The organism is Streptomyces sp. F001, assembly GCF_004187715.1.
Lineage (GTDB): Bacteria > Actinomycetota > Actinomycetes > Streptomycetales > Streptomycetaceae > Streptomyces > Streptomyces flavusporus.
This window is the reverse complement of the sequence record NZ_QZWF01000014.1, coordinates 1-17,568: the sequence shown is the minus strand read 5'-3', so window position 1 is coordinate 17,568 and position 17,568 is coordinate 1. Positions and strand designations below refer to the sequence as shown.

General features: G+C 71.8%; 14 protein-coding genes and 2 pseudogenes. 3 read left to right on the top strand and 13 right to left on the bottom strand.

Annotation, left to right across the window (positions count from 1 at the left end):
• Positions 1 to 55: 55 nt before the first annotated feature.
• Positions 56 to 1,345 carry a glucarate dehydratase family protein gene (locus StrepF001_RS32875; RefSeq protein ID WP_165396430.1) on the bottom strand — a complete coding sequence of 430 codons (1,290 nt, stop codon included), beginning with the start codon at positions 1,343 to 1,345 and terminating at the stop codon, positions 56 to 58.
• Positions 1,346 to 1,633: 288 nt separating this feature from the next.
• On the opposite strand from StrepF001_RS32875, the pseudogene StrepF001_RS32870 reads away from it, so the two are divergent.
• Positions 1,634 to 2,886 (top strand): annotated as a pseudogene (locus tag StrepF001_RS32870) (MFS transporter).
• A gap of 3 nt (positions 2,887 to 2,889) precedes the next feature.
• On the opposite strand, the gene StrepF001_RS32865 reads toward StrepF001_RS32870, so the two are convergent.
• From StrepF001_RS32865 to hrcA, 10 genes are all read right to left on the bottom strand, one after another.
• On the bottom strand, positions 2,890 to 3,882 hold the full coding sequence (locus StrepF001_RS32865; protein ID WP_165396429.1) for an adenosine deaminase: 993 nt from the start codon (positions 3,880 to 3,882) through the stop codon (positions 2,890 to 2,892).
• Between the two features lie 20 nt (positions 3,883 to 3,902).
• Positions 3,903 to 4,808, bottom strand: a complete 906-nt coding sequence (locus StrepF001_RS32860) for a ribonuclease Z (protein ID WP_129801833.1) — start codon at positions 4,806 to 4,808, stop codon at positions 3,903 to 3,905.
• A gap of 5 nt (positions 4,809 to 4,813) precedes the next feature.
• A complete protein-coding gene (locus tag StrepF001_RS32855) occupies positions 4,814 to 5,167 on the bottom strand; it encodes a histidine triad nucleotide-binding protein (protein WP_129801832.1) in 354 nt (117 codons plus the stop codon).
• Between the two features lie 262 nt (positions 5,168 to 5,429).
• On the bottom strand, positions 5,430 to 8,636 hold the full coding sequence (locus StrepF001_RS32850) for a S41 family peptidase (RefSeq protein ID WP_129801831.1): 3,207 nt from the start codon (positions 8,634 to 8,636) through the stop codon (positions 5,430 to 5,432).
• A 63-nt stretch (positions 8,637 to 8,699) separates the two neighbouring features.
• The gene (locus tag StrepF001_RS32845) at positions 8,700 to 9,233 is read right to left on the bottom strand and encodes a hypothetical protein (protein WP_165396436.1); all 534 of its coding nucleotides are present in this window, start codon (positions 9,231 to 9,233) and stop codon (positions 8,700 to 8,702) included.
• Between the two features lie 68 nt (positions 9,234 to 9,301).
• Positions 9,302 to 9,694 (bottom strand): VOC family protein, encoded by a 393-nt coding sequence (locus tag StrepF001_RS32840; RefSeq protein WP_129801830.1) that lies wholly within the window; start codon positions 9,692 to 9,694, stop codon positions 9,302 to 9,304.
• Between the two features lie 20 nt (positions 9,695 to 9,714).
• The gene (locus StrepF001_RS32835; protein WP_129801829.1) at positions 9,715 to 10,452 is read right to left on the bottom strand and encodes a 16S rRNA (uracil(1498)-N(3))-methyltransferase; all 738 of its coding nucleotides are present in this window, start codon (positions 10,450 to 10,452) and stop codon (positions 9,715 to 9,717) included.
• On the bottom strand, positions 10,449 to 11,570 hold the full coding sequence (locus StrepF001_RS32830; protein WP_129801828.1) for a nitronate monooxygenase: 1,122 nt from the start codon (positions 11,568 to 11,570) through the stop codon (positions 10,449 to 10,451). The genes StrepF001_RS32835 and StrepF001_RS32830 overlap by 4 nt, the downstream gene beginning before the upstream one ends.
• Positions 11,571 to 11,782: 212 nt before the next feature.
• A complete protein-coding gene (gene dnaJ, locus StrepF001_RS32825) occupies positions 11,783 to 12,919 on the bottom strand; it encodes a molecular chaperone DnaJ (protein WP_129801827.1) in 1,137 nt (378 codons plus the stop codon).
• On the bottom strand, positions 12,920 to 13,936 hold the full coding sequence (hrcA, locus tag StrepF001_RS32820; RefSeq protein ID WP_129801826.1) for a heat-inducible transcriptional repressor HrcA: 1,017 nt from the start codon (positions 13,934 to 13,936) through the stop codon (positions 12,920 to 12,922).
• A gap of 161 nt (positions 13,937 to 14,097) precedes the next feature.
• Between hrcA and StrepF001_RS32815 the strand changes: the two genes are divergently transcribed.
• Positions 14,098 to 14,826 carry an MBL fold metallo-hydrolase gene (locus StrepF001_RS32815; RefSeq protein WP_129801825.1) on the top strand — a complete coding sequence of 243 codons (729 nt, stop codon included), beginning with the start codon at positions 14,098 to 14,100 and terminating at the stop codon, positions 14,824 to 14,826.
• 34 nt (positions 14,827 to 14,860) lie between these two features.
• The gene (locus StrepF001_RS32810) at positions 14,861 to 15,670 is read left to right on the top strand and encodes a DUF3097 domain-containing protein (protein ID WP_129801824.1); all 810 of its coding nucleotides are present in this window, start codon (positions 14,861 to 14,863) and stop codon (positions 15,668 to 15,670) included.
• Here StrepF001_RS32810 and StrepF001_RS32805 read toward each other — a convergent pair.
• The gene (locus tag StrepF001_RS32805; RefSeq protein ID WP_240797787.1) at positions 15,648 to 16,226 is read right to left on the bottom strand and encodes a Uma2 family endonuclease; all 579 of its coding nucleotides are present in this window, start codon (positions 16,224 to 16,226) and stop codon (positions 15,648 to 15,650) included. The two genes, StrepF001_RS32810 and StrepF001_RS32805, sit on opposite strands and share 23 nt — an antisense overlap.
• 100 nt (positions 16,227 to 16,326) lie before the next feature.
• Positions 16,327 to 17,558 (bottom strand): annotated as a pseudogene (gene hemW / locus StrepF001_RS32800) (radical SAM family heme chaperone HemW).
• Between the last annotated feature and the right edge of the window lie 10 nt (positions 17,559 to 17,568).

Genomic DNA, 17,568 nt, shown 5'->3' with positions numbered 1-17,568 from the left:
CACTGACAAGGGGCCCATGGTCCGGTGGAGGGGCGCGTCAGGTCGTCACGGGCGTCTACCAGCGAGGGACGGACGGCGTACGCCACTGCGGGTCGGCGACCCGCATCGCCGCCGCGTCGTCGCGGTCCCGCAGCGTGCCGTCGTCGTCGAGCCACCGCCGGTGCAGGAGGGCCAGTCGCTCGCGGTCGAGTTCGACGCCGAGGCCGGGGGCGTCGGAGACGGTGACCCTGCCGCCGTCGAAGACCAGCCGCTCGGTGAGCACGTCCTCCGACTGCCAGGGGTAGTGGGAGTCGCAGGCGTGGTGGAGGCCGGGGACGGTGGACGCCACCTGGGTCATCGCGGCGAGGCTGATCCCGAGGTGGGTGTTGGAGTGCATCGACACCCCCACCCCGAAGGTGCGGCAGACAGCGGCGAGTTGCTGCGTGTTGCGCAGGCCGCCCCAGTAGTGGTGGTCGGAGAGGACGACCTGGACGGCGTCCTTCGCGAACGCCTCCTTGATCTCGGCGAACGTCGTCACGCACATGTTGGTGGCGAGCGGCACGGTGGTCCCGGCGGCGACCTCGGCCATCGCGGGCGTGCCCAGCGCAGGGTCCTCCAGGTATTCGAGGACATCCGCCAGCTCCTTCGCCACCTTCAGCGAGGTCGCAACGGACCAGGCACCGTTGGGATCCAGCCGCAGCGGATGCCCGGGGAAGGCCTCGGCGAGCGCGCGTACGGCGGCGATCTCCTCGTCCGGCGGGAAGACACCCCCCTTGAGCTTGAACGACGTGAAGCCGTACCGCTCCTTGAACTTCCGCGCCTGCTCGACGACTCCGGCCGGATCGAGGGCGGCACCCCAGTCGTCCTTCTCGGCGGGGACGCCCTCGGGATGGTCGGCCCACTTGTAGAAGAGGTACGCGCTGTACTCGACGGCGTCCCGTACCTTGCCGCCCAGCAGCGCGTGCACGGGCAGGCCGAGCGCCTTGCCCAGCGCGTCCAGACACGCCACCTCGAACGCCGAGACGACGGACAGCCGCAGCTTGTCGGCGGTCTGGACACCGCGCAGCCCGCCGACGTCGACCTGGCCGGAGACCACGGACTGATCGACGGCCACCTCGTCCGCGATGGTGAACAGTGCGTTCACATCCGTGACTTGGTGGCCGAGCAGTTTGTCGGCGAAGAGCCGGGCGAGTCCAAGGTACTTGGTGTCGCCGTACGTCTCGCCGAGTCCGGTGGCCCCTTCGGCCGTCACGACCTCCACGATCAGCCGGGGCGTGTACGGCTGGTGGACGCCCTGGGTGTTGAGCAGGGGCGGGTCGGCGACCAGGATCGGGGTCAGCCGTACGTCCGTAACGGCGAGGTTCACAGGATGGCTCCCCCATGCAGACGTAATACACGTATGGGAATGGAGATTAGGTAGGCGAACAGCAGGCGTCAATGGCGGCAGCGGGTCGTGAACCGGCATGAGCCGGTGGGAGCACGCACGTCTACCCGCCTTACTCCACCCCAAACAGAACGTGCCCCAGATCACACCCCCGCCCTCCCTCGTCCCACCCCCCGCTTGATACAAATTGCCCGCGCGTTCCTGTCCGTCGACGGTCGTCGCCCCTCCTCCCTTTTTGTGCCGCCCCTTTCGCATGCCCTGGGAACGCCCGTGCTCGCCCCGCACCACCACGCCCTGCCCCTCGTCGCCCTTTTCACGGCCGGGTACCTCGCCCCGTATCTGCTGCCGACGGTCGTCGGCCGACTGGACTCCGGTCTGTCCGTATCCGCCACCCAGGCGGGCGCGATCGGCAGTGCCCTGCTGCTGAGTTCGGCGTCGGCGGGCTTCCTGCTGGCATCCCGGGTCGACCGGCTCGGCCCCCGCACCCTCGCCCGCGCCGGCCTCGCTCTCGCCGTCCTCGGCTACGGCGGCGCCGCCCTCACCACCACCGTCTGGGCCGTCGTCACTGGCGCGGTGATCGGCGGATTCGGCTCGGGTACGGCCACCGCGGTCGCCGCCACCGGCATCGCCGGCCGACGCGAACCGCACCGCACCACCACGCTCGGACTGCTCAGCGTCTCCGCGCTGGCGGGCGCGGTCTATCTGACGGTCCCCCACCTCGGCCCCGGGCACGGCCTGCCCCTGGCCGCGATCGCCCTGACGGCGCTGGCGGTGTGGCCACTCACCGGCCGCCTCGCAGTCCGTGGGACGCCGCCCCGCAGCACGGCAGCGGCCACGACCGGCCCCGCCTCCCCCACCTTCGCTCGGGTCTCGTGCTGGCCGCCGCGATGCCCTGCTGGTCGATGGCCCAGAACTCCCTCTGGGGTGTCAGCGGGCGGATCGGTCTGACCCAGGCGCATCTGACGGAGGCAACCGTCGGCGTCGTCTTCGCGGTCGGGCTGGGCGCCGGGCTGCTGGGCGTGACCGGCGCCGGGGCGCTGGGGCCGCGGCTCGGACACGCGCTGCCCATCGGCGCGGGGACCGGCCTCATCGCGGGCTGCATCGCCGTCAGCGCCTCGGCGACCGGCCTGACGACGTTCGCGGCGGGCGAGATCGCCTGGAACGCCCTCTACCCGATCGTCCTCTCCTACGTCATCGGCCTCGCCGCCTCGCTCGACCCGCGCGGCCGCTGGGCGGTACTCGTCGGCTCGGCGTCATCACTCGGCACGGCGGCGGGCCCGCTGACCGGCAGCGTCCTCTCGGCACAGGCGGGGTTCCCGGCGATGGGCCTGGTCCTGGCCGCCGGGCTGCTGGTGATCGCCGTCCCGATGACGGCCGTGGCGCTGCGCGCGACGCGCCCCGCACCGGTCATGGACGTCCTGGAGATCCCGGTGGACGCCGCGTCCCTCCCCGCCGACCGCTCGGCCTACGGCACGGCAGGCCCCCGGCAGGCATTCGCCGCACCGGGGTCCGCGACCGATTAGGGATCAGCCGAACTTGTAGGCCTCGACCTCCGCGAGATACCGCGCCCGCCGCTCCTCGTCGTGCTCCAGGAAGGAGGCGGTGAAGGAGTTGCGGGCCAGCTCGCGCAGCTGTTCCTCGTCCAGCCCGAGGGCCTGGCGCACCGCGTCGAAGTTGTCGCCGGCGTAGCCGCCGAAGTAGGCGGGGTCGTCGGAGTTGACCGTGCACAGCAGGCCGGCGTCGAGCATGGCGGGCAGCGGGTGCTGTTCCAGGACGTCCACGGCACGCAGCCGCACGTTGGACAGCGGGCACAGCGTCAGCGGGACGCGGTCGCGCACGAGCCGTTCGACCAGGGCCGGGTCCTCCAGGCAGCGCAGGCCGTGGTCGATCCGCTCGACGCCGAGCACGTCCAGGGCCTCGGTGATGTACTCCGGCGGCCCCTCCTCACCGGCGTGCGCCACCCGCCGCAGCCCGAGGGCGGCGGCCGCCTCGTACACCTCGCGGAACTTCACCGGCGGATGCCCGACCTCGGCGGAGTCCAGCCCCACACCGGTGATCCGGTCCAGGTAGGGCTTGGCAGCGTCCAGCGTCTCCATCGCCGACTCGGCGGACTCGTCCCGCAGGAAGCACATGATCAGCTGGGTGGAGATCCCGTGCGTCTCCTGGCTGCGGCCGAGTGCCCGCCAGAGCCCCTCGACCACGGTCCCCATCGCCACCCCGCGCCCGATGTGCGCCTGCGGGTCGAAGAAGATCTCCGCGTGCCGCACACCCTGCGCGGCGGCGCGGGCGAGATAGGCGTTCGCGAGGTCCTCGAAGTCCCGCTCGGTGCGCAGAACGGCCATGAGCTCGTAGTACAGGTTCAGAAAGGACTGGAGGTCCGCGAACCGGTACGCCTCGCGGAGCTCTTCGGTGTCCGCGTACGGCAGGGTCACACCGTTGCGTGCGGCGAGCTCGAAAGCGAGCTCGGGCTCCAGGGTGCCTTCGATATGGAGGTGCAGTTCGGCTTTCGGGAGGGGCATCAAAGCATCGTACGGGCGTTTCACCGACGCTTCAGAACCGGCACTCTCTGTAGGTCGTGCGCCACGCTCAGCTCCCCCTCGAACCCGGCCGCCCGCGCCTGCCGCTCGAACTCGTCAGGTTCCGAGTAGCGCTGGCTGAAGTGGGTGAGGACGAGGTGCCGTACGCCGCACTCCTTGGCCACCCGCGCTGCCTGACCTACCGCCAGGTGCCCGTGTTCCGCGGCGAGTTCGATGTCCTCGTCGAGGAACGTCGCCTCGATGACGAGCATGTCGCAGCCCTCGGCGAGCGCGTACACCCCGTCGCACAGCCGGGTGTCCATGACGAACGCGAACCGCTGTCCGCGGCGCACCTCGCTCACGTCTTCCAGACGGACGTCCGCGAGCACTCCCTCCCGCTGGAGCCGTCCCACGTCGGGCCCCTTGATGCCGTACGCGGCGAGCCGGTCGGGCAGCATGCGGCGGCCGTCGGGCTCGATCAGCCGGTAGCCGTAGGACTCGACGGGGTGGGAGAGTTTGCGGGCCTGGAGTGTGTACGACGACGTCACCGCGAGATCGCCGTCCTGGTGCACCGGCGCCTCGATGAGGTCGACCGTCTCCCGGTAGGCGGTGGCGTACCGGAGCCGGGTGAAGAAGCGCTGTCCGGAGCGGGGGTAGTGCGCGGTGACGGGGTGCGGCACCTGGTCGAGGTTGATGCGCTGGATCACTCCGGCGAGGCCGAGGGAGTGGTCGCCGTGGAAGTGCGTGACGCAGATCCGGTCGATGTCGTGTGCCGCAACCCCGGCGCGGAGCATCTGGCGCTGGGTGCCCTCGCCGGGGTCGAACAGGATGCCCTCGCCGTCCCAGCGCAACAGGTAGCCGTTGTGGTTGCGATGCCTGGTCGGGACCTGACTGGCGGTGCCGAGGACCACCAGTTCTCGTACGGACAACGTGCTTACCCCGGGGGCCACTCGAGGCCGCGGCCGCCCAGGACGTGGGCGTGGGCGTGCCAGACGGTCTGGCCGGCGCCGGAGCCGGTGTTGAACACGACGCGGTAGGCCTCCAGCTTGTCCTCGTCCGCGACCGCCTGCGTCTCGCGCAGAACGTCCGCGGCGAGCTCCGGCGCGGCGGCGGCGAGCGTGGCGGCGTCCCGGTAGTGCGCCTTGGGGATCACCAGGACGTGCGTGGGCGCCTGGGGGTTGATGTCCCGGAACGCAACGGTGGTCTCCGTCTCACGGACGATCGTCGCCGGGATGTGCCCCTCGACGATCTTGCAGAACAGACAGTCGTCCTGCGCTTCCCCTGCCATGTTCCCTCCGGGGGTTGGGCGGTTTACGGGGGGCATCGTATCGTCGTCGGCTGCGGGTGAGTCGTGGTTGATCGCGCAGTTCCCCGCGCCCCTAGGGCGTTGCAGCAGGCCGCGATCGTATCTGCCACCGCTGCGGGCAGTCGTGCCGCAGGGCGGCACGGGTGGGCGATGGGGGTCCCCCCGCTCGAGCGAAGCCGAGAGTGGGGGAGGCACCCCGCTCGCGCCGGGCTGCGCTACCCCCCGGCCCAGCCTCAGCGCACGGTCACGGCAGGCTCGGCGGTACCTTCGCGGGCGTCTCCTCCAACGCCGCCAGCGCTGTCCGCACCGCCTCGTCCAGCTGCGCGTCGCGCCCCGCCGCATAGTCCTGCGGTCGCTGCACGACCTCCACGTCCGGGTCCACGCCGTGGTTCTCCACGCCCCACTCGTAACCCTCCAGCCAGAACGCGTACTTCGGCTGTGTGATCAGCGTGTCGTCGACGAGCCGGTAGCGGCTGTCGATGCCGATGACACCGCCCCAGGTGCGGGTGCCGACCACCGGCCCCAGCCCGAGCGCCTTGATCGCCGCGTTCACGATGTCGCCGTCGGAACCGGAGAACTCGTTGGCGACGGCGACCACCGGGCCGCGCGGCGCGTCCTGCGGATAGCTGTACGGCCGCATCCCACGCGGCACGGCCCAGCCGACGATCCGCCGGGCCAGCTTCTCGACGACGAGTTGGGAGGTGTGGCCGCCCCGGTTCTCCCGTACGTCCACCACGAGCCCTTCCCGGGCCACCTCCACCCGCAGGTCCCGGTGGATCTGCGCCCAGCCCGGCGCCTGCATGTCGGGGACGTGGAGGTAGCCGAGCCGGCCGCCGGAGCGCTCGTGGACGTAGGCCCGCCGGTCGGCGACCCAGTCGTGGTAGCGCAGCGGTTCCTCGTCCGCGACCGGCACGACCACCGCGTGCCGCACCTCGCCGCCGCCGGACGGCGAGACGGTCAGTTCGACGGGCTTCCCGGCCGTACCGACGAGCAGCGGCGCCGGCCCGGTCACCGGATCCACCGCCCGCCCGGCCACGGCCACGATGGCGTCCCCGGCGCGCACCGCGACGCCGGGCGCGGCGAGCGGGGAGCGGGCGTCGGGGTCGGAGGTCTCCGAGGGGAGGATCCGGTCGATACGCCAACTGCCGTCGGCGTGCCGGGAGATGTCCGCGCCGAGCAGTCCCTGGCGGGGCCCGTGGCCGTAGCCGCCGTTCGGCATGACGTAGGCGTGGGAGGTGCCGAGCTCGCCCTGTACCTCCCACAGCAGGTCCACGAGGTCGTCGTGGGTGGCGATCCGATCGAGGACCGGCCGGTAGCGGTCGAGGACACCGTCCCAGTCGACGCCGTTCATGTCGGGCCGCCAGAAGTGGTCCCGCATGATGCGGCCGGTCTCCTCGTACATCTGCCGCCACTCGGCCGCCGGGTCGATGATCTGCCGTACCCGGCCGAGGTCGACGGTGACGTTGGTGTCGCTGTCGTCGTCGTTCGAGGCGCGCCGGTCGCTGGGGACGACCTTCAGCCGGCCGTCGGTCCACAGCAGCACGCGTTTCCCGTCGCCGCTGACCTCGAAGTGGTCGGCATCGACGGCGAGGTGCTCCAGACGGTGCTGGGCGAGGTCGTAGCGCTCCAGCTCGGTCTTGGGGTCGGGGTCGTCCGGGGTGGCCCGGGAGGAACCGAGGACGCCCTGCACGGGGTGCCGCAGCCACAGCACCCCGTCCTTCGCGGCGCGCAGGTTGGAGTAGCGGCCGGCCTCGACCGGGAACGGCACGATCCGGTCGGCGAGCCCCTCGAGGTCGATCCGGGTCGTCGGGGTGCCCTCGCTGTCGGGCGTCTCGTCCTTGTCCGGCGTCTCGAAGGGGCGGCCGTGCCGCTGCGGGCCGAACGGCGAGGGCGTGGTCGCGGCGAGAGTGATCAGGTGGGGGCGGTCGCCGACGACGAACGCCAGGTCGAAGACGTGCTCGTCGTAGACGGGGTCGAAGGAGCGGTTGGAGAGGAAGGCGAGGTGCTTGCCGTCGGCGGTGAAGGCGGGCGCGTAGTCCTGGAAACGCAGCGGGGTCGCCTCGGTGACCGACAGATCGGTGGTGTTGGCGAGCCTCAGCTGGCAGAGCGGGCGGGGGCCGGGGTGGGACCAGGCGAGCCACGCCGAGTCCGGCGAGAAGACCAGCCCGCAGACGTCTCCGTTGTCGCTGCGATCGACCTCCCGCACCTCGCCGGTCTCCCGTTCGACGAGCAGCAGCCGCCCGTCGTGCGCGGCGACGGCGGCCCGGCTGCCGTCGGGTGCCATGGCGAGCTCCAGGACCCGGCCGAGCTGCCCGGCGGCGAGCCGGCGCGGAACGGAGCCCGGGGTCAGTCCGGTGGCGGGCGCGAACTCCAGGGCGTCCTCGCCCTCGGCGTCCGTCACCCACACCACCCACTCCTCGCCCTCCGCGCGGAAGGTGCGCGGCAGCCGGGCCCGTACGCCGGGTTCGGCGGCCAGCGCACGGGCGGGGCCGGAGCGATGCGTCACCCAGTGCACCCCGCCGCGCACGGAGACCGCGCTGCCGCGCGCGGTGTGGTCGGGGGAGGCGGACCCGAACCAGCGGGAGGCGTTCACCGGGTACGGCTGCCGGTCGGTGTGCTGCCCGCCGAGCCGCAGCTCGAGCCGGCGGGGCTCGGCGGCGTCGAGGTCGTCGAGCAGCCAGAGTTCACCGGCGCAGGAGTAGACGACACGGGTGCCGTCGCTCGCGGCATGCCGGGCGTAGAAGCCGTCGAGTGGGGTGTGCCGGCGCAGGTCGGAGCCGTCGGCGAGGGAGGAGTAGAGCGCGCCGGTGCCCTCGTGGTCGGACAGGAAGGCGATCCGGTCCCCCACCCACACCGGGTACTCGATGTTCCCGTCCAGCTCCTCATGCAGCCGTACGAACTCCCCTTCCCCCTCCCGGTCGATCCACAACTTGCCCGCCGTACCGCCCCGGTACCGCTTCCACTTGGCGGCCTCGCGTCCCATCGGCGCGGACAGCAGCGCGGTGTGCGGCCCGTACGCGACCTCGCCGACCGGCCCGTACGGCAGCCGGGTCGCCGGTCCGCCGTCCAGCGGGACGGCGTGCGCCCAGGTGCGGCGCAGGCTGGCCTGGCCGTGCGTGGTGAGGGCGAGGACCTGGCCGTCCGGGGTCCAGCCGCGGACCTCGGTCTTCACGCTGCCCCAGTGGGTGAGCCGCCTCGCCGGGCCGCCGTCGACGGGGGCGATGTGCACCTCGGGGGCGCCGTCGCGGGTCGAGGTCCAGGCGACGGTGGTGCCGTCGGGCGAGAGGCGCGGCATGGTCACCGGGACGTTGTCGGCGCTCACCCGCCAGGCCCGGCCGCCGTCGAGGGGGGCGATCCAGACGTCGTCCTCGGCGGTGAAGGCGACCACATCGCGGTGCAGGTGCGGAAACCGGAGATACGCCGACGGGGCGGGCGCTGCGGACTCTGTCACCCGATCACCCTATGCAGGGGCGGGCCCCGCGCACAGGGGTTTGGATCACTTGCCGTGCTCCCCTCACTTGCCCTCCGGCCAGCAGTTCGGATCGCCGTGGCACCAGACGGTCTTGGTGACGGTCACGGTGGTGGTGGGCCCGCCGCCGGGCCGGTTGCCGGCCGGCGGGGCGCTGGTGGCGTTGCAGTCGCCGAGTCCGGTGACGTGGAACCACTCCTTGCCGTCCACCTCGGCGGTGAGGTCACCGCGTACACAGGCGCCGTCGACCGCGCGGGTCACCTTGCCGGTGACGGTGATGTCCTTGCCGTCGGTGGTCCGGCCCTGGCAGTCGACGTCCGCGACGGTGTCGACGCTCGCGGACGGGGTCGACCCGGTCCGGTTGCCGAAGTCGGCGGTGCAGCTGAGCCATTGGACGTCGGCCTTCTGCCGCTGCAGTTCCCGCGTCACCAGTTCGTCGGTCGTGTAGGCCACCGTCGCCGAGCTCATGGCACCCGGTTCACAGGCCACGATCCCGCCCACGCCGACCACCACGGCTCCCGCCACAGCCATCACCCGCGTCCCGCGCGGCCGACCCCGAATCCACCGCAGTGCCCCCATGGACGGCAGCCTGCCACTGCCCCGGCCGTCGCGGTAGGGCACATACGGCCACTCGGTGCTCTCGGTGGTCAGCCGCGCAGCAGCAGCCACTCCTGCAGTTCCACCAGGTTCCCCTCCGGGTCCTTGAGGTGGGCGGCCCGCATGCGGTCCGTCATGGACGCCGGGCCGTGCAGGAGGGTCGCGCCGCGTGCGGTGATGCGCTCGCAGTAGCCGTCCAGGTCGTCGACGCGCAGCACGACCAGCGAGCGGTGCCCGGTCGCCGTGTCGCCCAGCTCCCCCAGGACGCCGGCCATCATCGCCCGGTCCTGGAGAGCGATGCCCGCCGATCCGGTGGCGGGACTGAACTTCTCGTACGGCCCCTCGGTCGCGCCCGACTGCGGTTTGAGGCCGAGGACGTCGGCGTAGAAGCGGTAGCAGGCGGCGAAGTCGCCGACCAGCAGCCTTACTTGGGCGAGTTCCATGACGTCCTCCCTCAGCTGGGTCAGGACCAGCGTCCGGTGCGGCCGAGGAGCAGCGCGGCCGCGGCCGTACCGGCGGTCGAGGTGCGCAGCACGGTCGGCCCGAGGCGGTAGGCCTTCGCGCCCGCCTCCTCGAAGAGCGCCAACTCCTCGTCGGAGACGCCGCCTTCGGGTCCGACGACCAGCACGATCGCGCCGTCGGCGGGCAGTTCGGCGGCGGCGAGCGGTTCGTCGCCGCTCTCGTGCAGTACGGCGGCGAAGTCGGCGCCGGCCAGCAGCGCGGCGACCTGCTTGCTCGTCGCCGCCTCCCCGACCTCCGGAAAGCGCACCCTGCGGGACTGCTTGCCGGCCTCGCGAGCCGTGGCCCGCCACTTCGACAGCGCCTTGGCTCCGCGCTCGCCCTTCCACTGGGTGATGCAGCGGGCGGCCGTCCACGGCACGATCGCGTCGACGCCGACCTCGGTCATCGTCTCCACGGCCAGCTCGCCGCGGTCGCCCTTGGGGAGGGCCTGGACGACAGTGATACGGGGGGACTCCTCCGGTTCCTCGCGCACCCCGTGCAGCTGCACGACCAGCCGGTCCTTGCCCTCGGCGGCCTTGACGACCCCTTCCGCCCAGCGGCCGCGTCCGTCGGTGAGGACGACGTCCTCACCGGGCCGCAGTCTCTTGACGGAGACGGCGTGCCGCCCCTCGGGGCCGTCGAGCACGAACTCCGGCCCGTTGTCGTCGAGGCGCTCCACCACGAAGACGGGCGCGGTCATCCGGCACCGCCCCTGGAGGACAACGCTGTCCTGGCGGCCTCGAGCTCGGCGGCCAGCACCTCGACCAGCTGCCCGGCCGGCAGCTCGCGTGCCATCCGGTGGCCCTGCCCCGCCCACAGCGCCATGCCCTGCGCGTCGCCCGCCTTGGCGGCCGCCTTGCGCAAGGGGGAGGTGAGGTGGTGGATCTCCGGGTAGGCGGCGGGGGCGTACGGCCCGTGTTCCCGCATGAAGCGGTTGACGAGCCCGCGGGCGGGCCGCCCGGAGAAGGCGCGGGTGAGTGCCGTACGGACGAAGAGGGGGTTGGTCAGCGCCTGCTTGTGCACGGCGTTGGCGCCGGACTCGGGTGTGGCGAGGAAGGCGGTGCCCAGCTGGGCGGCGCTCGCGCCCGCGGCGAGGGCGGCGGCGATCTGGCTGCCGCGCATGATGCCGCCGGCGGCGACGAGGGGAAGTCCGACGGCCTCGCGGACCTGGGCGATCAGGGAGAGCAGCCCGAGGGCGGAGCCGTCGTTCTCGGGGATGTCCCGGTGGGTGCCCTGGTGGCCGCCGGCCTCGACGCCCTGGACGATCACGGCGTCGGCGCCGGCCCGCTCGACGGCGCGGGCCTCGTCGGGCGTCGTGGCGGTGACCAGGGTGAGGGTTCCGGCGCGGCGCAGGGCGTCCAGGACCTCGCGGCGGGGGCAGCCGAAGTGGAAGGAGACCACCGGCACCGGGCTGTCGAGCAGCACCGCGAGCTTGACGTCGTAACCGTCGTCCCGCCCGCAGTCCGGATCGCCCAGCTCGGCCTCGTACCAGGCGGCCTCGCCGGCCAGCTGGTGGGCGTAGACGTCCACGGCGGCGGCGGAAGGGGGCGCGGCGCCAGCCGCTCCAGTGGAGCCGGTGCTTGCACCGGGGTACTCGGGCTGCGGCATGAACAGGTTCACGCCGAAGGGACGGCCGGTGAGTCCCCGCAGCTGCTTGATCTCCTGGTACATGCCGTCGGCCGTCTTGTACCCGGCGGCCAGAAACCCGAGCCCGCCCGCCTCGGACACGGCAGCCGCAAGCTGCGGCACGGAGACGCCGCCCGCCATGGGGGCCTGCACGATCGGAAGCGGGAAGAGATCGGTCAGTGCGGAGGACATGACGGCATGTTGTCACGTCCTCCGAACAAGTCCGAATCCGGCCGTCCGTCTGGCATAGACCAGGGGCAACCGGTGAAGGGCGGTCGGCAAGAACAGCCCGTCCGGCGTTTGAGGACGAGGCCGTTCAGGCCGAAACGGGGGTCTGGGGCGGCAGCCCCCAGCGAGGCCGGCACCAGGAAGCGGTGCCTCACCAACGCCGGGAGTCAACACCCTCAGCGCCCGTTGAACGCATCCTTCAGCCGCGAGAACAGCCCTTGCTGCCCCGGCTGGAACTGCCCCTGAGGCCGTTCCTCGCCGCGTAGCTTGGCCAGCTCCCGCAGGAGGCGCTCCTGCTCGGGGTCGAGCTTCGTCGGGGTCTGGACCTCGACGTGGACGACCAGGTCGCCGCGCCCGCCGCCGCGCAGGTGCGTGATGCCCCGCCCGTGCAGAGGGATCGACTGGCCGGACTGGGTGCCGGGGCGGATGTCGACCTCCTCCATGCCGTCGAGGGTCTCCAGCGGCACCTTCGTGCCGAGGGCCGCCGCCGTCATCGGGATCGTGACCGTGCAGTGCAGGTCGTCGCCGCGGCGCTGGAAGGTCGGGTGCGGCAGCTCGTGGATCTCGACGTACAGGTCACCGGCCGGACCGCCACCGGGGCCGACCTCGCCCTCGCCGGCGAGCTGGATCCGCGTGCCGTTGTCGACACCGGCCGGGATCTTCACCGTCAGCGTCCGACGCGACCGCACCCGGCCGTCGCCCGCGCACTCCGGGCACGGGTTGGGCACCACGGTGCCGAAGCCCTGGCACTGCGGACACGGCCGGGAGGTCATGACCTGCCCCAGGAACGACCGCGTGACCTGCGACACCTCACCGCGACCGCGGCACATGTCACACGTCTGGGCGGAGGTCCCCGGCGCCGCGCCCTCACCACTGCAGGTGGCGCACACGATGGCCGTGTCGACCTGGATGTCCTTCGTCGTACCGAAGGCCGCCTCGTCCAGCTCGACCTCGATACGGATCATCGCGTCCTGGCCCCGGCGCGTACGCGAGCGCGGCCCGCGCTGCGACGCCGTACCGAAGAACGCGTCCATGATGTCCGAGAAGTTCCCGAAGCCGCCCGCGCCGAAGCCGCCGGCGCCCGCGCCACCCGCCTGGGACAGCGGGTCGCCGCCGAGGTCGTAGACCTGCTTCTTCTGCGGGTCCGACAGCACCTCGTAAGCGGCGTTGATCTCCTTGAACCGCTCCTGGGTCTTCGGATCCGGATTGACGTCCGGGTGCAGCTCGCGAGCGAGCCGCCGGAAGGCCTTCTTGATCTCTTCCTGCGACGCGTCGCGGCGCACGCCGAGAACGGCGTAGTAATCCGTGGCCACTTACGACTCCGCCAGGATCTGTCCGACGTACCGTGCCACTGCGCGTACCGCTCCCATCGTTCCCGGGTAATCCATGCGGGTCGGTCCGACCACGCCGAGCTTGGCGACTGCCTCGCCGCCCGAACCGTAGCCGACCGACACCACCGACGTGGAGTTGAGTCCCTCATGGGCGATCTCGTGCCCGATGCGCACGGTCATGCCCGAATCCTTCGCCTCACCAAGCAACTTGAGGAGCACGACCTGCTCCTCCAGCGCCTCCAGCACCGGCCGGATGGTGAGGGGGAAGTCATGTCCGAAGCGGGTCAGATTGGCGGTGCCGCCGATCATCAGCCGCTCCTCGGTCTGTTCGACGAGCGTCTCCAGGAGGGTGGAGAGTACCGTCTGGACCGTGCCGCGGTCCTCGGCTTCGAAGGCCTCCGGCAGATCCTGCACCAACTGCGGCACATCCGTGAAACGCCGGCCCGCGACCCTGCTGTTGAGCCGTGCCCGCAGATCCGCCAGGGACGACTCGCCGAACGGTGCCGGGCAGTCGACCATACGCTGCTCCACCCGGCCCGTGTCCGTGATCAGGACCAGCATCACGCGCGCGGGAGCCAGCGACAGCAGCTCCACGTGCCGCACCGTGGACCGGGTCAGCGACGGATACTGCACCACCGCGACCTGCCGCGTGAGCTGCGCGAGCAGCCGCACGGTCCGGGCCACCACATCGTCGAGATCGACGGCACCGTCGAGGAAGTTCTGGATCGCGCGCCGCTCCGGCGCGGTCAGCGGCTTGACCTCGGCCAGCTTGTCGACGAAGAGCCGGTAGCCCTTGTCCGTCGGGATGCGCCCGGCGCTGGTGTGCGGCTGGGCGATGTACCCCTCGTCCTCCAGGGCCGCCATGTCGTTGCGGACGGTCGCCGGGGAGACACCGAGGCTGTGCCGCTCGGTGAGGGCCTTGGAGCCGACCGGCTCCTCGGTACCGACGTAGTCCTGGACGATGGCGCGCAGCACCTGCAGCCGTCGCTCACTGAGCATGGCGCACACCTCCGTCACGTCGTCCCTTGGCGCTCCCCCTGGCACTCGGCGCATGCGAGTGCCAGCCTTACCCGGCCCAGTGTACGGCCGTCGGGTACGGCCCGGGCAAGGCCGGTCCTGCGAGGTCGTGGCATGTGGGCGCCTACAGCTAGCGTCGCCGTATGACGGTGACTTGGGAAGAGCTCGGATGGGAGCGGCTGGCGGCCAGTGTCGGCCGGTGCCGTCTGCCTGGCTGGGACTGCACGGTGGGGCTGGTGGTCGGCCGGGGCGCGGCGCTGCTGATCGACGCCGGGTCGAGCCTTGCGGAGGGGGCCCGGCTGCGGGCGGAGGCGGAGGAGCTCGCCGGGCACCGTGTGACCCATCTCGCGCTCACCCATCCCCACTTCGACCATGTCTTCGGGGCGGCCGCGTTCGCGGGTGCGGAGGTGTTCGGCGCGGTCGGTGTGGACGCCGTGCTCGGCGGGCGGCGCGGCCGCGAGGAACTGCGCGCGGACGCCGTCCGGGGCGGCCTCGACGCGGATACGGCGCAGGAGGCGGCCGACACCCTGGTGCCGCCGCGGCATCGTGTCAGCGGCGAGTGGACGCTCGACCTGGGCCCCGACCGCCAGGTCCTGCTGGCCAACGTGGGCCCCGCCCACACCGCCCACGACCTCGCCGTGCTGGTCCCCGGCGACCCCGAGGTGGTGTTCTGCGGCGACCTGGTCGAGGAGTCCGGCGAACCGCAGGCGGGCCCCGACGCCGTACCGTCCCACTGGCCCGCCGCCCTGGACCACCTGCTCGATCTCGGCGGCACGGACGCGCTGTACGTGCCCGGACACGGAGCGGTGGTGGACGCGGCGTTCGTACGACGGCAGCGCGACGTCCTGGCGACGCGTTTCGGCGTGTCATAGGCACCACCGGCCGGCTTCTCCTATCGTCATCCGAATGCGCCAGTACTCTCCGGACCTGACCCCGCCGTGGAAGAAGCCCCAGCTCGCCCCGGAGGTCCCGGCCGAACCCGGCCTGGTGGTCGAGGAGCCCGGCACCGGTTTCTGCGGCGCGGTGATCCGCTGCGAGGCGGGCACGGTCACCCTGGAGGACCGCTTCGGCAAACACCGGGTGTTTCCGCTGGAGCCACGCGGGTTCCTGCTGGAGGGCCGGGTGGTGACGTTGGTGAGACCTGCTTCCGGTCCGGTACGTCCCACCCGTACGGCATCCGGTTCGGTCGCCGTCCCCGGCGCACGCGCGCGCGTGGCCCGCGCCGGCCGCATCTACGTCGAGGGCCGGCACGACGCCGAGCTGGTCGAGAAGGTCTGGGGCGACGACCTGCGCATCGAGGGCGTCGTCGTGGAGTACCTGGAGGGCGTCGACGACCTGCCGTCGATCGTCGACGCCTTCGCCCCTGGCCCCGACGCCCGGCTCGGCGTCCTGGTGGACCACCTGATGCCGGGCACGAAGGAGTGGCGCATCGCGGAGGCGGTGACCAGCGATCACGCCCTCGTCGTCGGCCACCCGTACATCGACATCTGGCAGGCGGTGAAGCCGTCGTCGCTGGGGATCGAGGCGTGGCCGCGCGTGCCGCACGGGCAGGACTGGAAGACGGGAGTGTGCCGGGCGCTGGGATGGCCGGAAAACACCGGGTCGGCTTGGCAGGGGATTTTGAGCCGGGTGCGGTCTTACAGGGACCTGGAGCCGGAGCTGTTGGGGCGGGTAGAGGAGCTGATCGACTTCGTCACGGGTACCGGTGGGGCCTGACGTTGGGGAACACGCCGAACTCACTTGTGTCCAGTTCGAGCCCCAGGATCTCCAACGGCAGTGGATCACTGAACTTGGTGATCTCCTGGGTCCGGTAGTCGGCGTCCTCGCCTTGCCCTGCGGGCTTCGTCAGCAGGACGCAGTGCGCCATGATCGGGTCGACGATGAGGTAGGCAGGTACCTTTCCTGCAGCGTAAATCGACCGTTTGATCACGTAGTCCTGATGGACACTGGACTTGGAGACGACCTCGACAACCATCGTGATCAGCTGACACGGCAACAAGCGCCCCGAGGCGGGCATGACGTCACGCTCCAGGACCACCAAGTCCGGTACCGGCTCGCTGGCCTCGTCGACGATGTCGACATCCTGAGTCTGGAGGCGACCCCAGTGCTGCCGTGGGATCTGGTCCTGCACATCGGCGACGATCATGTTGTGCACGATGTCAGGGCTGGCCATCATCACGATTACCCCCCGGAGAAGCTCCATCTTGACGCCCTCGGGAGGCTCGAGCTCCTCGAAGTACTTGGTCATCCCGCGCTCGTCCACAGCGGTCATCTCCGTGGCCCTCCACATCCGCCGCGTACTTTTAGCGGCAGCCTACGAACCAGGTTAGGGACCGAACCGGCGTTCCGTACCGATTCACTCGCCCGAGTGATCAGTCCACCAGGTCCCGCACCACCGCATCCGCCAGCAACCGCCCCCGCAACGTCAGCACGGCACGCCCCTGCGCGTACGACCCCTCCTGAAGCAACCCTTCCCCCAGCGCCCGCCGCGCAGCCGCCAGCCCCTCCTCCCGCAGCAGTTCCAGCGGCACCCCCTCCCGAAGCCGCAGCTCCAGCAGGATCCGCTCGACCCTCCTGTCCTCCTCCGACAGGAGCTCGCGCCCCGCCCCGGCGACCGCCCCGCTGCCAGCGCCGCCGCGTACGCCCCCGGGTGCTTGACGTTCCACCAGCGCACCCCGCCCACGTGACTGTGAGCGCCAGGACCGGCTCCCCACCAGTCCGCGCCCCGCCAGTACAGCTCGTTGTGCAGGCAGCGGGCGGCCTCCGACGTCGCCCAGTTCGAGACCTCGTACCAGTCGAAACCGGCCGCCGTGAGTGTCTCCTCGGCGATCAGGTACCGGTCCGCGTGGACGTCGTCATCCGTCATCGGGATCTCGCCCCGGCGGATACGGCGGGCCAGCTGCGTGCCCTCCTCGACGATCAGCGCGTACGCCGAGATGTGGTCGGGCCCGGCGCCCAGCGCAGCCTCCAGGGACGCCCGCCAGTCGTCGTCCGACTCGCCCGGCGTGCCGTAGATCAGGTCGAGGTTGACGTGCTCGAAGCCCGCCGCCCGTGCCTCCGCGACGCACGCCTCCGGGCGGCCCGGCGTGTGCGTACGGTCCAGCACGCGCAGCACATGCTGCTTCGCGCTCTGCATGCCGAAGGAAATGCGGTTGAAGCCGCCGTCCCGGAGCGTGGCCAGATAGGCCGGGTCCACCGACTCCGGGTTCGCCTCCGTCGTGACCTCCGCGTCCGCCGCCAGCCCGAACTCGTCCCGGATCGCCCCCAGCATCCGTACGAGATCGTCCGCGGCCAGCAGCGTGGGCGTACCACCGCCCACGAAGACCGTGCGGACCTCGCGCGGGTCGTCGCCGAGGACCTTGCGGGCCAGACGGATCTCGTCGATCAGGGTGTCGGCGTAGTTGTCGCGGGAGGCCAGGACACCGCCCGTGCCGCGTAGCTCGGTCGCCGTGTAGGTGTTGAAGTCGCAGTAGCCGCAGCGGGTCGCGCAGTACGGGACGTGCAGGTAGAACCCGAGGGGGCGGTCCGCGGCCCCGGCGAGCGCGGGCGCGGGCAGCGCGCCGTCGTCGGGGACGGGCTCGCCGTCGGGAAGTGCGGAAGGCATGTCCTCCATT

Excerpts from the sequence above, each read along its gene's own strand:
- StrepF001_RS32810 (WP_129801824.1), top strand. The coding sequence starts at position 14,861 with ATGCGCCAGTACTCTCCGGACCTGACCCCGCCGTGGAAGAAGCCCCAG.
- StrepF001_RS32840 (WP_129801830.1), bottom strand. The coding sequence starts at position 9,694 with ATGGAACTCGCCCAAGTAAGGCTGCTGGTCGGCGACTTCGCCGCCTGC.
- StrepF001_RS32865 (WP_165396429.1), bottom strand. The coding sequence starts at position 3,882 with ATGCCCCTCCCGAAAGCCGAACTGCACCTCCATATCGAAGGCACCCTG.
- StrepF001_RS32855 (WP_129801832.1), bottom strand. The coding sequence starts at position 5,167 with ATGGCAGGGGAAGCGCAGGACGACTGTCTGTTCTGCAAGATCGTCGAG.
- StrepF001_RS32815 (WP_129801825.1), top strand. The coding sequence starts at position 14,098 with ATGACGGTGACTTGGGAAGAGCTCGGATGGGAGCGGCTGGCGGCCAGT.
- hrcA (WP_129801826.1), bottom strand. The coding sequence starts at position 13,936 with ATGCTCAGTGAGCGACGGCTGCAGGTGCTGCGCGCCATCGTCCAGGAC.
- StrepF001_RS32845 (WP_165396436.1), bottom strand. The coding sequence starts at position 9,233 with ATGGGGGCACTGCGGTGGATTCGGGGTCGGCCGCGCGGGACGCGGGTG.
- StrepF001_RS32830 (WP_129801828.1), bottom strand. The coding sequence starts at position 11,570 with ATGTCCTCCGCACTGACCGATCTCTTCCCGCTTCCGATCGTGCAGGCC.
- StrepF001_RS32835 (WP_129801829.1), bottom strand. The coding sequence starts at position 10,452 with ATGACCGCGCCCGTCTTCGTGGTGGAGCGCCTCGACGACAACGGGCCG.
- StrepF001_RS32805 (WP_240797787.1), bottom strand. The coding sequence starts at position 16,226 with ATGACCGCTGTGGACGAGCGCGGGATGACCAAGTACTTCGAGGAGCTC.